The 14,261-nt window shown below is 61.6% G+C and carries 15 protein-coding genes; 7 read left to right on the forward strand and 8 right to left on the reverse strand.

What is annotated here, in order from left to right; genetic code table 11:
* The first annotated feature begins 18 nt into the window (after nucleotides 1-18).
* From F3Y30_RS14765 to F3Y30_RS14780, 4 genes are all read left to right on the forward strand, one after another.
* Nucleotides 19-252, forward strand: a complete 234-nt coding sequence (locus F3Y30_RS14765) for a BolA family transcriptional regulator (RefSeq protein ID WP_203423417.1) — start codon at nucleotides 19-21, stop codon at nucleotides 250-252.
* Nucleotides 253-259: 7 nt separating this feature from the next.
* A complete protein-coding gene (locus F3Y30_RS14770) occupies nucleotides 260-505 on the forward strand; it encodes a hypothetical protein (RefSeq protein WP_203423418.1) in 246 nt (81 codons plus the stop codon).
* Nucleotides 506-683: 178 nt separating this feature from the next.
* Nucleotides 684-1,019: a Grx4 family monothiol glutaredoxin gene (gene grxD, locus F3Y30_RS14775; RefSeq protein ID WP_203423419.1), complete on the forward strand. Its 336-nt coding sequence runs from the start codon at nucleotides 684-686 to the stop codon at nucleotides 1,017-1,019.
* A 125-nt stretch (nucleotides 1,020-1,144) separates the two neighbouring features.
* Nucleotides 1,145-2,350 (forward strand): multidrug effflux MFS transporter, encoded by a 1,206-nt coding sequence (locus tag F3Y30_RS14780; protein ID WP_203426631.1) that lies wholly within the window; start codon nucleotides 1,145-1,147, stop codon nucleotides 2,348-2,350.
* A 76-nt stretch (nucleotides 2,351-2,426) separates the two neighbouring features.
* On the opposite strand, the gene F3Y30_RS14785 is transcribed toward F3Y30_RS14780, so the two are convergent.
* From F3Y30_RS14785 to rpsD, 4 genes are all read right to left on the reverse strand, one after another.
* Nucleotides 2,427-3,251: an inositol monophosphatase family protein gene (locus tag F3Y30_RS14785; protein WP_203423420.1), complete on the reverse strand. Its 825-nt coding sequence runs from the start codon at nucleotides 3,249-3,251 to the stop codon at nucleotides 2,427-2,429.
* Complete coding sequence (gene ttcA, locus F3Y30_RS14790) at nucleotides 3,248-4,099, reverse strand: tRNA 2-thiocytidine(32) synthetase TtcA (RefSeq protein ID WP_246752984.1); 852 nt, start codon at nucleotides 4,097-4,099, stop codon at nucleotides 3,248-3,250. The genes F3Y30_RS14785 and ttcA overlap by 4 nt, the downstream gene beginning before the upstream one ends.
* Nucleotides 4,100-4,260: 161 nt before the next feature.
* Nucleotides 4,261-5,190 (reverse strand): glutaminase, encoded by a 930-nt coding sequence (locus F3Y30_RS14795; protein ID WP_203423422.1) that lies wholly within the window; start codon nucleotides 5,188-5,190, stop codon nucleotides 4,261-4,263.
* Nucleotides 5,191-5,402: 212 nt separating this feature from the next.
* Nucleotides 5,403-6,020, reverse strand: a complete 618-nt coding sequence (gene rpsD, locus F3Y30_RS14800; RefSeq protein ID WP_203423423.1) for a 30S ribosomal protein S4 — start codon at nucleotides 6,018-6,020, stop codon at nucleotides 5,403-5,405.
* 335 nt (nucleotides 6,021-6,355) lie between these two features.
* On the opposite strand from rpsD, the gene F3Y30_RS14805 reads away from it, so the two are divergent.
* On the forward strand, nucleotides 6,356-7,348 hold the full coding sequence (locus F3Y30_RS14805) for a TerC family protein (protein WP_203423424.1): 993 nt from the start codon (nucleotides 6,356-6,358) through the stop codon (nucleotides 7,346-7,348).
* A 3-nt stretch (nucleotides 7,349-7,351) separates the two neighbouring features.
* Here F3Y30_RS14805 and F3Y30_RS14810 read toward each other — a convergent pair whose 3' ends face one another.
* The 4 genes from F3Y30_RS14810 to F3Y30_RS14825 form a co-directional block, all read right to left on the reverse strand.
* Nucleotides 7,352-8,863: an ATP-binding protein gene (locus F3Y30_RS14810; protein WP_203426632.1), complete on the reverse strand. Its 1,512-nt coding sequence runs from the start codon at nucleotides 8,861-8,863 to the stop codon at nucleotides 7,352-7,354.
* Between the two features lie 151 nt (nucleotides 8,864-9,014).
* On the reverse strand, nucleotides 9,015-9,842 hold the full coding sequence (gene murI / locus F3Y30_RS14815) for a glutamate racemase (protein WP_203423425.1): 828 nt from the start codon (nucleotides 9,840-9,842) through the stop codon (nucleotides 9,015-9,017).
* A complete protein-coding gene (locus F3Y30_RS14820) occupies nucleotides 9,829-10,668 on the reverse strand; it encodes an RNA methyltransferase (RefSeq protein ID WP_203423426.1) in 840 nt (279 codons plus the stop codon). The genes murI and F3Y30_RS14820 overlap by 14 nt, the downstream gene beginning before the upstream one ends.
* A 75-nt stretch (nucleotides 10,669-10,743) precedes the next feature.
* Nucleotides 10,744-11,322 (reverse strand): hypothetical protein, encoded by a 579-nt coding sequence (locus tag F3Y30_RS14825; RefSeq protein WP_203423427.1) that lies wholly within the window; start codon nucleotides 11,320-11,322, stop codon nucleotides 10,744-10,746.
* Between the two features lie 215 nt (nucleotides 11,323-11,537).
* On the opposite strand from F3Y30_RS14825, the gene F3Y30_RS14830 reads away from it, so the two are divergent.
* Nucleotides 11,538-12,752 (forward strand): NADP-dependent isocitrate dehydrogenase, encoded by a 1,215-nt coding sequence (locus F3Y30_RS14830; RefSeq protein ID WP_203423428.1) that lies wholly within the window; start codon nucleotides 11,538-11,540, stop codon nucleotides 12,750-12,752.
* A 170-nt stretch (nucleotides 12,753-12,922) separates the two neighbouring features.
* Complete coding sequence (locus tag F3Y30_RS14835; RefSeq protein ID WP_203423429.1) at nucleotides 12,923-14,260, forward strand: glycosyltransferase family 1 protein; 1,338 nt, start codon at nucleotides 12,923-12,925, stop codon at nucleotides 14,258-14,260.
* Nucleotide 14,261: the final 1 nt, after the last annotated feature.

Genomic DNA, 14,261 nt, shown 5'->3' on the forward strand with positions numbered 1-14,261 from the left:
TGTGAGGAGCCAGTATCCATGCCAATGAGTCCAGGCGACATCGAAGACATGATCAAATCCGGCATTCCGGGAGCGCAGGTCACGATTCGCGATCTTGCCGGCGACGGCGATCACTACGCGGCAGAAGTCGTCGCGGAAGCCTTTCGGGGCAAGACGCGCGTGCAGCAGCACCAGATGGTGTACAACGCGTTGAAGGGCAACATGGGCGGCGTGCTTCATGCGCTTGCCCTTCAGACGTCAGCTCCGGATTGAGGTCCGCATGGCGGGACTGCTTGATGAACTCGTCTCCGGCGTGGTCGACAGCGCACTCAAGGAGATCCTGAGGAAGTCCGGCGTCCGCAAGACCCGGACGAACCGCACCCGGCGCAAATCGACCAAGTCGAAGTCCGGAGGCCTTCTGGCCGATATCGTCGAGGCGGCTCTCGTGAAGACGAAGAAGCCGCCACGCAAGCAGGTGAGCCGCCGCAAGTCGGCCGCCTCGCGGAGCAGGCAGCGCACGCGCTAGGCGCGAGCGCCGGCCGTCCGGCCCCCATTTCCGGCTTTCTGCGGTGGAAACACCCTGATCGGTCCCATCATGCATTTTGATGGAACGGATGGGCATTGATGCTGGAAAATCGGCTCTTACATGATATTTAAGGCTGACAGCGATCCGGACCTTTAACCCGGATAGAAAAGGATTGGACATGAGTGGAATTCACGATTTCATCGACAACGAGGTGAAGAGCAACGACGTCGTTCTCTTCATGAAGGGCACGCCGCAGTTCCCGCAGTGTGGGTTCTCCGGACAGGTGGTCCAGATTCTCGATTACGTCGGTGTTGACTACAAGGGCATCAACGTTCTCGCCGATGCCGATCTCCGCCAGGGGATCAAGGACTATTCCAACTGGCCGACGATCCCTCAGCTCTACGTGAAGGGCGAATTCCTCGGCGGTTGCGACATCGTGCGCGAGATGTTCCAATCCGGCGAACTGCAATCCCACCTTCAAAATCAGGGTGTATCGGTCAAGGGCGCCGCATAGGCCTGACAGGTTCCTTCCAGGCCCTGCGAATTCGAGGCGCCGCAGTCATGCGGCGCCTCATTCCTTTTTGATGGATTTTTACAATGTCTGCACTCTCCCCTGAATCAGCCCAACGCCTGAAAGGCATGGGCAAGGTCGAGTTCATTGCGCTCATGGCGTTTCTCATGGCGCTCAATGCTCTTGCCATCGACATCATGCTGCCGGGCTTGCAGCAGATCGGTGCGAGCCTTGGCGTGGAAAACGAGAACCACCGCCAGTATGTCATCTCGGCCTATCTGATCGGCTTTGCCTGCGCCCAGCTTTTCTACGGCCCCGTTTCCGATCGTCTCGGCCGCCGGATTCCGATGTTCGTCGGGATAGGCATCTACATTGTGGCCTCTCTCTCTGCCGTATTGGTTCCGAGCTTCGCCGCGATGCTTGCGCTTCGCTTCGTGCAGGGGATCGGATCCGCGGCGATGCGCGTGATCACGGTCTCCATCGTTCGCGACATCTTCGGCGGGCGCGCCATGGCGGAAGTCATGTCGCTCATCATGATGGTGTTCATGGTCATCCCGGTGATGGCGCCCGGCATAGGTCAGACCGTCATGATCTTCGGCGACTGGCACCTGATCTTCATCTTCATGGGCGTCGTCGCGGCGGCGGTCGGCACCTGGATGTACGTCCGGCTTCCCGAGACGCTTGCCCCTGAAGACGTCAGGCCATTCACGCTGAAATCCGTGCTCGCGGGCTTCAAGATCGTTCTCACCAACCGTGTTGCGCTGTGCTACACGCTCGCGAGCACGTTCGTCTTCGGGGCGCTGTTCGGCTTCATCAACTCAGCCCAGCAGATCTATGTCGGCATCTACGGGCTCGGCGTCTGGTTTCCCGTGGCTTTCGCTGGTGTCGCGACCTTCATGGCGCTGTCGTCCTTCGTCAATGCGCGCCTGGTCGGCCGTTTCGGCATGCGCCCCCTCTCGCACGGGGCCCTGCTCGGCTTCCTGACGGTGAACACGATCTGGCTGGTCCTGACGCTCGCCTGGCCGGGCCACCTGCCCTTCCCGCTGTTCATCACGCTCTTTGCGCTCGCTATGTTCCAGTTCGGCTGGATCGGCTCCAACTTCAACTCGCTGGCGATGGAACCCCTCGGCCACGTCGCAGGCACCGCCTCCTCCGTGCTCGGCTTCATGGGAACGGCAGGCGGGACGATCATCGGCGGGTTCATCGGACAATCGTTCAATGGAACCGCACTGCCGCTGGTCCTCGGTTTCTTCTCGCTTTCGATCATCGGTCTGGCCTTCGTGCTGATCGCGGAACGCGGAAAGCTGTTCCAGCCGCACAACAAGCCGGTCTGAACGTTCTCATACGCCTCAATGCAAACGGCCCGGTCTCATCGACCGGGCCGTTTGATTCTGGGCGCCATTTGGCGGATCAGTCGACGAAGACCTCGCGGCGCATCATCTCCCAGCTTTCCTTGTCCGGCGCGAGCATGAGGCCGCCTTCCACGTGGTGCGGCTTGTATGGAGAACCGTCGAAGCGAGCCGCATAGGCGCCGGCCTCCTGGCTGATCAAGGTGCCGGCGAGGTGATCCCAGGGCATCAGCTTGTTGTACATGAGATAGTGAACGTTGCCCGCCGCAAACGTCCGGTATTCATGCGCTGCGCAGCGGTAGTTTGCGACGAAGGCGACCTTTGCGAGATTGGTCAGAACCCTTGCCCGCCTATCGCGCGCCAGAAACCCGGTCGACGCCATCCCGGTCATCCGTTCGAGCGGCACGCTCTCGGCAACCTTCAGCCGTTTCGCTGGGCTGTGCCCACCCGTCTGCCACGCTCCCGAGCCCTTCTCGGCCATCACGTAGTCGTCGCCCATCGGGTCGTAGATGATGCCTGCGATCGTTTCCCCGCCGGCGACCACCGAAGCCATCACGCCGAAAAGCGGTACGCCGGAGGCGAAATTGAACGTGCCGTCGATCGGATCGATGACGACGGCCAGATCGGCATCGCCGAGTTTGGCAAGGAGTGCAGGATCGGCCGCGACCGTTTCTTCCCCGATGAATACCGCACCCGGCACGATTCCGCCGATCCGCGCCTTGATGAACCGCTCGGCGGCTTCGTCAGCCTCGGTCACGAGATCGGTGGCGTCGGTCTTCGTTCGGATGTCGCCCTGGGCGAGCGAGCGGAAACGCGGCCGGATTTCGGCCTCGGCCGCCTCGCTCAGGAGATAGGCCAGCGCATTGATGTCAAACTGTGTCGTCATTCCTTGGATACCGCTGTGAGGGAGGAGAAATCAAAAAGCTTGGAATCGAGAAGGTGGGAGGGATTCACATGGCCGAGTGCGCGCAGCATCGCGTCCTTTCGGCCCGGCATGCGGCTCTCGATGTCCGCGAGCATGGCCTTCATGGCATTTCGCTGCAGGCCGTCCTGCGAACCACAGAGATCGCAAGGAATGATCGGGAAGCGCATGGCGGCTGCGAATTTCGCAAGATCGTCCTCCGCTGCATAGGCGAGCGGGCGCAGCACCATGAGGTCGCCCTCATCGTTGAGAAGCTTCGCGGGCATTGCCGCTAGTCGTCCGCCATGGAAGAAGTTCATGAAGAACGTCTCAAGGATATCTTCCCGGTGATGGCCAAGCACCAGCGCGTCGCATCCCTCCTCGCGCGCGATTCGGTAGAGGTTTCCGCGCCGGAGCCTCGAGCACAACGAGCAATAGGTGGCGCCTTCCGGAACCTTCTCCTTCACGATCGAATAGGTGTCGCGATACTCGATCCTGTGCGCCACTCCAATCGACTTCAGGTATTCCGGCAGGATGTGCTTGGGAAAGTTCGGCTGCCCCTGGTCGAGATTGCAGGCGATCAGTTCGACGGGGAGCAGGCCGCGCCACTTGAGATCCAGCAGCAGGGCAAGCAGGCCGTAGCTGTCCTTCCCCCCAGAAAGTCCCACAAGCCAGCGTTTCTGTCCGTTGAGCATGCCGAAGTCGTCGATAGCCTGCCTCACCTGGCGAAGCAGTCTCTTGCGCAGCTTGTTGAACGAGACCGACGACGGCATATGGGTGAAGAGCGGATGATCGAAGCCCTCGTCGGCGGGCTCGGCCTCCGAGAATTCCATACTGTCCGGATTGGCTGTCAGAGTCATCGTCCTGTACCGCAATCTCCGCGGGCGCCATCCACGCGGGGTGCTTCATTGGCGTTGTCGCAGCCAATGCCCGCTACAGGCCGCAATATCAAGCGCTTTCTGGTCGCACCCCGCCAAGCGCGGAAAAAACGCGCTCAGTAGCCGAATATCGACCAGCCAGTCCGCTCAGCCAGCATCTCGAGCGCCGTCGAACCGAGCAGCGAATTTCCGTTGTCGTTCAGACCCGGCGACCAGACGGCGATCGAAGCCTTGCCGGGCGCAATCGCGAGTATGCCGCCGCCGACGCCGCTCTTGCCCGGAAGCCCCACCCGGTAGGCGAACTCGCCGGAGCCGTCATAGTGACCGCAGGTCAGCATCAGCGCATTGATCCGCCGTGCCCTCAGGTGGGAAACGACGCGATGTCCCGTCGTCGGATTGCGGCCACCACCTGCCAGATAGAGGCCGGCCTTCGCAAGCTGCCGGCAGCTCATCGAAAGCGCGCACTGGTGGAAGTACACGCCGAGCACATGGTCCACGGGATGATCCAGCTTCCCGAAGGAGCGCATGAAATTGGCAAGCGCGTGATTGCGGAACCCGGTCGCGGCTTCGGATTTCGCCACTTCGTGATCGACGACGATGCCATCCTCGTCTGCAAGATACCTGACGAAACGGACGATCTCGCCGATGGCCTCCTTCGGCGTATGGCCGGCGAGCACGAGGTCCGTTATCGCAATCGCGCCCGCATTGATGAAGGGATTGCGGGGTATGCCGTTTTCACGTTCGAGCTGCACGATGGAATTGAAGGCCGACCCCGAAGGCTCGCGGCCGACGCGCGACCAGATCGATTCGCCGTGCTTGCCGAGCGCGATAGTGAGCGTGAAAACCTTGGAAATGCTCTGGATGGAAAACGGCACCTCCGCGTCTCCACCAAGAAACATGTCGCCATCGACCGTCGTCACCGCAATGCCGAACTGCCGGGGATTCACGCGTGCGAGCTGCGGTATGTAGTCGGCAACCCGTCCCTCGCCGAAGCGGGGCTCCAGTTCGCGCGCGATCTCTTCGACTATGGATTGCAAGTCGGTCATCACTATTCCCTCTGGCCGGCGACTTTCGTCCCGGAAGACCGTATCGGTCGGGCTCACATGGGGTGGATTGGTGCAGCAAGCGATAACGCAAGGCATTGATGAGGGAAAGCACAATGTGTGATTGCCCGTCCGCCGCGTGCACCCTGCCCTGAAAACAAAAAAGCCGCCCTGACGGGGCGGCTTCTTCGAAAGATGATGGGCCGAGGCCTGGATTAACGCGAATAGAATTCGACGACCAGGTTGGGCTCCATGACGACCGGGTACGGCACGTCGGTGAGGCCCGGAACGCGTGCGAAGGTCGCAACCATCTTGTTGTGATCGACTTCGATGTAGTCCGGAACGTCACGCTCGGCGAGACCGATCGATTCTAGAACCGTCACGAGCTGCTTGGACTTTTCGCGAACTTCGATGACGTCGCCAGCCTTGCAGCGGTAGGAACCGATGTTGACGCGAACGCCGTTCACCTTCACGTGGCCGTGGTTGACGAACTGACGGGCAGCAAAAACGGTCGGAACGAACTTGGCGCGGTAGACGATCGCGTCCAGACGCGATTCGAGCAGGCCGATCAGGTTCTCCGAGGTGTCACCCTTGCGGCGGTTGGCTTCGTCGTAGATCGCGCGGAACTGCTTCTCGCGGATGTCGCCGTAGTAGCCCTTGAGCTTCTGCTTGGCGCGCAGCTGCACGCCGAAGTCGGAGAGCTTGGACTTGCGGCGCTGGCCGTGCTGGCCCGGGCCGTATTCGCGGCGGTTGACCGGGGACTTCGGACGGCCCCAGATGTTTTCGCCCATACGGCGATCAATTTTGTACTTCGATGCAGCGCGCTTGCTCATCGCATTTCCTTTCGAACAGTTACACCGGTCCGTTGCCAGACCGGATCAAGGAAACACGCCCTCCTTTGAATGCCGTTTCAGGCCTTCTGACAGGTTTCTCACGATACGCGACCGGAGGAACCACGGGACATGTCAAATGAAACACCGGACATTTCTGCCCGGCGTTGGCGGGGTCTCTAAGGCGTTTTCACAAGAATGTCAACGCACCTTGCGGATCGGCGTTCCTGTACCCACATGCCGCCCCACGCAGCACCGGGCCCCTCTGACGTGTGAAGCCGGATGACCCGTGATGTCGGAGCTGCAAACATCAACGTATCCGGCGTAGGAAACCCTATATGGATTTTCTTATGCACGACTTCCAGGGGACCGCAGTATGGCTGTGGCTCTCCTTCATCGCGATCGTCCTTGCCCTCCTCGCCCTCGACCTCGGCGTTCTTCACAAGGAAAACAAGGAGATCGGCATTCGCGAAAGCCTTCTCCTCTCCGCCTTCTACATAACGCTCGGCCTCGCCTTCGGCGGTTTCGTCTGGCTCCAGGCCGGACAGCAGGCAGGCATCGAGTATCTCACGGGCTTCGTCGTCGAGAAAAGCCTGGCGATGGACAACATCTTCGTCATCGCCATGATCTTCGGCTACTTCGCCATTCCGAGGCACTATCAGCATCGCGTGCTGCTCTACGGTATCCTCGGCGTCATCGTCCTGCGCGGACTCATGATTGGCGCGGGCGCCGCCATCGTCGAGAACTACGACTGGGTCCTCTACCTGTTCGCCGCCTTCCTCGTCTTCACCGGCATCAAGATGCTGTTCTCCGCCGACGAGGAATATGACGTCGCAGGAAATCCGCTGTTGAAGTTCCTGCGCCGCCGCCTGCCCGTCACCGACAGGCTGCATGGCGATCGCTTCCTGGTGCGTGAAAAGGACGAAAAGACCGGCCGCATGCGCACCTTCGTCACGCCGCTGCTGCTGGCGCTGGTGCTGGTCGAGTTCGCGGACCTCGTTTTCGCGGTCGATTCGATACCGGCAATCTTCGCCATCACCACCGATCCCTTTATCGTCTACACCTCCAACATATTCGCGATCCTCGGCCTGCGCGCACTCTACTTCGCGCTTTCCGCACTGATCCATCGCTTCGCCTACCTGAAGTATGCGCTGGCGACGGTTCTGGTCTTCATCGGTTCGAAGATCTTCGTGGCAGACATGCTGGGGCTCGCCAAGATCCCGCCGATGATCTCGCTTGGGGTGACGATCGCGATCCTCGCAGCCGGCATACTCGGCTCGCTCTGGGCGACCCGCAACGACGAGGTCAAGCAGGTGACGGAAGAGGCGTAAGCCTTACTCCGCAGCGTCGCGGGAGTCGGCGCCGGGGTCCGACGCGTTCGGATCGCCCGGCGCCGTTTCGCAGGAAAGATCAGGAAAGGCGACGATGCGGTGACCCGCAAGATCGCTGTGGACGACGACAAGCCCCTGCTCCTCGAAATAGCCGAGCAGCCGGCGCGCACGGCGAGCCGAATGCGTTCCGTAGGCGCGTGCGATCATCGCATCCGATGGGCAGGCAAGCCCGCGCACGGCTGACTGCGCGACCAGCAGGAACACGCCCTGAAGGTCTTCCGTCACCTGACGGGAAAGATCGAGGGCCGTCTGCCAGATCTCGGAGGCCGCCGTTTCGGCATCAACGCCGGAGCGCGCCACCGCCATCTTGCGGCGGAAGGCCGGCAAAGACAGCGGCGCACCGGGTACGCGGCGGATTCGGCAACGCACGAGAAAATCCTGGAACAGTTCGGCATCCGGGCGAAAGGCCGCACCGGGATTGCCGAGGATCTCGGCAAGCACATGATCGAGCAAGGCCTCCCGTTCCGCCTCCGGCATCTCGGGCGCGGCAGCGCGCGGCTCGACGGAGACGGGCTCCGGCCGCGCACGTGAGAGTTCCGCGAGTATGTCCGTGGTCGGCCGCGGCTGGGGCGGAATCCGGCGGACGATCGGGCGGGAGAATTCCTCCGCATCGGGCGTGAAGATCAGGTCTTCGACATCCGCCGGCGCCTCGGGCAGCGGCATCAGCTTCGGGCTCGTGGAGCGTGCGGAAGTCTCCACCGTGCCGATCGTCACCGGCAACGGGCGGCGCGAGAGGGCCGGCCCGAGCGCCACGAACGAACCACGCTTGAGGTCGCGGAACATTTCCGCCTGCCGCCTGTCCATGCCGAGCAGGTCGGCTGCACGGGCCATGTCGATATCAAGGAATGTACGCCCCATCAGGAAGTTGGAGGCTTCCGCCGCAACGTTCTTCGCAAGCTTGGCAAGGCGCTGCGTGGCGATCACGCCCGCCAGACCTCGCTTTCGGCCGCGGCACATCAGATTGGTCATGGCGCCGAGGGAAACCTTGCGCGCCTCTTCGCCCACGTCGCCTGCCACCGAAGGCGCAAACATCTGCGCCTCGTCGACCACCACCAGGACCGGATACCAATAGTCCCGGTCGGCGTCGAACATGGCATTGAGAAAGATGCCTGCCGCGCGCATCTGCTGCTCGACCTCAAGTCCCTCGAGAGACAGGACACAGGAGACGCGATACTGACGGATGCGATTTGCAATGCCGACGAGTTCGGCTTCGGTCCGCTCGCCATCGATCACCACATGGCCGAACTTGTCGGCGAGCGTGACGAAATCCCCCTCCGGATCGATGATGCATTGCTGCACCCACGGCGCGGACTGCTCGAGCAGGCGGCGCAGCAGATGTGATTTCCCGGAACCGGAATTGCCCTGCACCAGAAGGCGCGTTGCCAGCAGTTCCTCGATATCGAGCGTGGCCGGCGCGCCGCCCTGCGCCGTTCCCATGTCGATGCCGACCTTCATTCGTTCCTCGTTCTTCGTCAGGCCTGTTCGTACAGCCGCATCGGCCGTGAACATGGTTTATCTTGTGTTAGGGACCCTGAAAGGCTCTACCACGGTTTTACGGGCAATCGTGGCGTCGATTGCGATAACCCACAGGGAATGCACGTATCGCTTACGACGACGATTTTCCGTCGTCGCCGGTCCGGTTCACCTTCAATCCGAATCCCTGCAGGAGCCGCCGGGTCGAAAAGTCCGGTGCTCCCGAGGTGAAGATGGCAATGTCCTCGCCGTCATCAGGGATGAACTCCGCGATGGCAGGCACAAGACGGCGGGCCTGGCGCGCGATCGCCTCCGCTGGATCCAGCCAGTCGACCGGCCAGGGAGCAAGACGACGGAAAACATTGGCCATGAAGGGATAGTGCGTGCAGGCAAGCACGACGATGTCCGTCTTGCGGCCGTCCTTTTCGATGAAGCACTGATCGATTTCCGCCTTCACCGCTTCGTCGCTGAGCGCCTCGCCGCGAATATAGGCTTCGGCCATCCGCGCAAGGTTTTCCGAACCGACAAGACGCACATGGCACTGGCTGGCGAAGGACTGGATCAGATCGCGCGTATAGGCACGCTTAACAGTGCCAGGGGTCGCCAATACGGACACGAGCCCGGAACGCGTACGTTCTGCCGCGGGCTTGATCGCCGGCACGGTGCCGACAAAGCGCATGTTCGGGAATGCGGCCCGAAGGTCCGCGCCAACGAGCGTGAACGCCGTGTTGCAGGCGATCACGCAGACCTCGGGGTCATGCTCCGTCAGAAGCCTGTCGAACAGCGTGACCACGCGCTCCTTCAGTGCCTCCTCCTGCCACCCGCCATAGGGAAATCCCGCATCGTCGGCGACATAGGTGAAGTGCCGCTCCGGCATCAGGACGCGCGCTTCCCTGAGCACCGTCAATCCGCCGATGCCGCTGTCGAAGACCAGAACGGGCTTTGCCTTACTGTTCGTCACGGGCGACCTTCGGCCGTCGGTTGCGCGTGCGGTTGACGGCAGGTGCGCCGGCGCCGCGAGGGGATTCGCGCGTGAAACGATCAAGACAGGAAATGATGCCGCGCAAGACCTGGATTTCCGAACCGGTGAAGGAGGGGCGGGTAAGTGCGGAGCGAAGGTTTTCGATCAATTTCGGCTTTTTGGCGGCGGGGCGGAAGTAGCCTCGTGAATCGAGCGCCTCCTCCACATGATCGAACAAGCCTTGGAGTTCGTTCTTCTCGGCCGGCCGTTGCGGCAAGGCCTGGAAGGCGGTGGCGTTCGGCGACGTCACGCCCGTCTTCATCCATTCGTAGCTCATGAGCAGAACGGCCTGCGCGAGATTGAGCGAGGCGAAGGCCGGATTCACCGGAAAGGTCACGAGTTCGTCGGCAAGGGCGATTTCCTCGTTGGTAAGACCGGTGCGCTCGCGCCCGAAAAGAATGCCCGTCGTCTCGCCCGCCCGAAAGCGCGTGCGCAGCGTTTCGGCCGCATAGACCGGCGAGCGCACTTCCTTATAGCCGTAGCGGTCGCGCGCGGTCGTTGCATAGACGAAGTTGAGGTCGGCAACCGCCTCCTCCAGGGAGGCGAACACGCGGGCCGCGTTGATGACGTGGTCCGCCTTGCTGGCCGCCGAGATTGCCTTTTCGCTCGGCCAGCCATCGCGGGGATTGACGAGCCTGAGCTCGGCCAGCCCGAAGTTCGCCATGGCGCGCGCCACCATGCCGATGTTTTCCCCGAGTTGCGGATGGACCAGGATGATCGCCGGTCCTTCCGCTATCAGTTCGCGCTCGCTATTCGTTCCTGCCATTCCGGTCCAGCCTTTTCTCTTGCGGGTTTCACTCGCACAAAAGGAATTGAAATGAAAGGACAGGAGGCGCTGGCCTTACTCCGGGTCCTCCTCCTGCGTCGGCGCGACACCGCCCTTGGCTCCGTCGGCCGCGATTTCGTCCATCTCCTTCTTCAGCGAATCGGGCGTGCCGTCGATGACCCGCAGGATATCGTCGATGACGGGTCTTCCGTCTTCCTCGATCACGCTGAAATGGACTTCGGCCGGCTTCCAGTCGGGAGCCCGCTCTCCAAAGCAATGGGTATTGTCGAACGTCGTCTTGACGTCGGTAACTCCGTTGGCGGCGGGCGCGGCTTCGATCTTGAGGTCCTTGATCGGGCAACCGTCCTGCCCCATGGCGATCGTATCGTAGTCGAAGGGCGATTCACCCTCCTCATAGGCCGGATACTTGGCGGCTTCGTGGTACTTCGCCGCGAAATCCTTGCTGTAGAGGCGCTTCAGGAAGTCCTCGCTGTAGTAGTCGACGTAGTTCTGCGGTGCGTCCTCGTCGGATCCGAGTTCCTTCCAGTTCTCGGTCACGGCGTTCATGACCTCGTTCACCGGAGCCGTAGCGTCCTGGGCGAAGGCCAGGCACGGCAGGAGGGTGACGAGTGCAACGAGGCTTGGGCGTTTCATGAGTATTCTCCTGGAGTATTGCGCCCGCATATGGCGACAGGATTGTGGTTGTCGCGTGGCGGCCAACCCGGCCGCGGACCATAAGCAGAGCGGGCGCAAAATAAAGCACCGGGGCGCGCCGTCGGCTTTGCCTTCCGGGCTCACAATGCTATAGCCCCATTCGGTTTCAGTTCACGAACGGGGCTCTCCAGCCCCACAAGGCTACGAGGCAATCCATGAAGAAGATTAAGGTCGCCAACCCTGTCGTCGAACTCGACGGCGACGAGATGACGCGCATCATCTGGCAGTTCATCAAGGACAAGTTGATCCACCCCTATCTCGACATCGACCTCGAATACTACGACCTCGGGATGGAAAACCGCGACGCGACCGACGACCAGGTGACGATCGACGCGGCAAACGCGATCAAGAAGCATGGTGTCGGCGTCAAGTGCGCGACCATCACTCCCGATGAGGCACGCGTCGAGGAATTCAAGCTGAAGAAGATGTGGAAGTCGCCGAACGGCACGATCCGCAACATCCTCGGCGGCGTGATCTTCCGCGAGCCGATCATCTGCAAGAACGTGCCGCGCCTCGTCCCCGGCTGGACCAAGCCGATCATCGTCGGCCGCCACGCTTTCGGTGACCAGTACCGCGCCACCGATTTCAAGTTCCCCGGCAAGGGCAAGCTGACGATGAAGTTCGTCGGCGAGGACGGCAAGGAAATCGAGTACGACGTGTTTGACGCGCCCTCGGCTGGTGTGGCCATGGGAATGTACAACCTCGACGATTCGATCACCGAATTCGCCCGCGCTTCGTTCAACTACGGCCTGCAGCGCAAGGTACCGGTCTATCTCTCGACCAAGAACACCATCCTCAAGGTTTATGACGGCCGCTTCAAAGACATCTTCCAGCAGGTCTTCGACGCCGAATTCGCCGAGAAGTTCAAGGAAGCCAAGATCTGGTACGAGCATCGCCTGATCGACGACATGGTGGCCTCCGCCCTCAAGTGGTCCGGCGGCTATGTCTGGGCCTGCAAGAACTACGACGGCGACGTGCAGTCGGACATCGTCGCGCAGGGCTTCGGCTCGCTCGGCCTGATGACCTCGGTTCTGATGACGCCGGATGGCAAGACAGTCGAAGCCGAAGCCGCTCACGGCACGGTCACCCGTCACTACCGCCAGCACCAGAAGGGCGAGGAAACGTCCACCAACTCGATCGCCTCGATCTTCGCCTGGACCCGCGGCCTCGCGCACCGCGCCAAGCTCGACGGCAACTCCGAACTGGCGAAGTTCGCCGACACCCTCGAAAAGGTCTGCGTCGACACCGTCGAGGCCGGCTTCATGACCAAGGACCTCGCGCTGCTCATCGGTCCGGATCAGCCGTGGCTCTCCACCACCGGCTTCCTCGACAAGATCGACGAGAACCTGCGCAAGGCGATGGCCGCCTAATCAGGCGTTCGCATCCCGCACTCATAGAAAACCCGGCCTCGTGCCGGGTTTTTTCGTTTGGAGTTCGACCGAGGTGCCGAGCCCAGCGTGTCGATTACGCGGATGCGTTGGAACGAATTCGATGAAGTGGGGTTGACCCAAGGTTCCATCGCCCTAGCTTTCGTAACGCCATGACAAATGACAGTGATCACGAAAGATTTCCAAGGATCGCCTTGGTCTCCACCCACGGATATGTTGCAGCTAATCCACCGCTCGGCGCAGCCGATACCGGTGGGCAGGTGGTATATGTCCTTGAACTCGCCAAGAAACTTGCCAAACTCGGCTACAGCGTAGACATATTCACCAGACAATTTGAAAACCAGCCGCCGGAAGATCAGGTCGAGGACCGCGTGCGGGTCGTCCGCATTCCCTGTGGCGGGCGTGATTTCATTCCGAAGGAATACCTTCACCGCTACCTGATGGAATGGTGCGAAACCGCCCTCAGGTTCATCAAGCGCAACGATCTGAACTACATCTTCATCAACAGCCACTACTGGGACGCGGGCGTGGCGGGCCAGCGCCTGTCCGAAGCCCTCGCCGTTCCGCACATCCACACCCCGCACTCCCTCGGCATCTGGAAGAAGCGCCAGATGGAGACCGACTATCCGGACAAGGCCGCAAGCTTCGAGGCCGAGTTCAATTTCTCCGAGCGCATCAAGCACGAACTGATCGTCTACCGAAGCTGCGACACGGTGGTCGCGACCACACCGATCCAGCTCGACGTTCTGACCGGCGACTATGGCCTCAAGCCGGACCGGGTCCACATGATCCCGCCGGGTTACGACGACAACCGCTTCTTCCCGGTCTCGTCCGCTTCGCGCGAGATGGCGCGCCAGCGCTTTGGATTCCACGGAAAGACGGTTCTGGCCCTTGGCCGGCTTGCCACCAACAAGGGATACGACCTGCTGATCGATGCGTTTGCCGTCCTGGCCGAACGCGAACCCGAAGCGGTGCTCCATCTCGCCCTTGGCGGCGAGCAGCTGGACGAGCAGGAGCGCACGCTTCTCACCCAGCTTAAGCAGCGCGTCGCAGAAATCGGGCTCGAGGATCGCGTCCAGTTCGCAGGGTTCGTCGCCGACGAGGATCTCGCCGACTACTACCGCGCCGCCGATCTGTTTGTCCTGTCCAGCCGCTACGAGCCCTTCGGCATGACTGCCATCGAGGCGATGGCGAGCGGTACGCCGACGATCATTACGGTCCATGGTGGCCTTTTCCGCGCCGTCAGCTACGGACGTCACGCGCTCTTCGCCGATCCCTTCGACAAATATGATCTCGGCATCACCATGATGAAGCCCCTGAAGCACGCACGCCTCTATGGCAGGTTGTCGCGCATGGGCGCACACAAGGCACGCAGCCTCTTCACCTGGACCGGCATCGCGCAACAACTGATCGCCCTCATCGAGGGACGGCCGATGCGCCAGGCGCTCGACGCGGATGACTGGGCGGAACCATGGAACGACGGGGATTGAG

Source organism: Sinorhizobium sp. BG8 (assembly GCF_016864555.1).
GTDB lineage: Bacteria > Pseudomonadota > Alphaproteobacteria > Rhizobiales > Rhizobiaceae > BG8.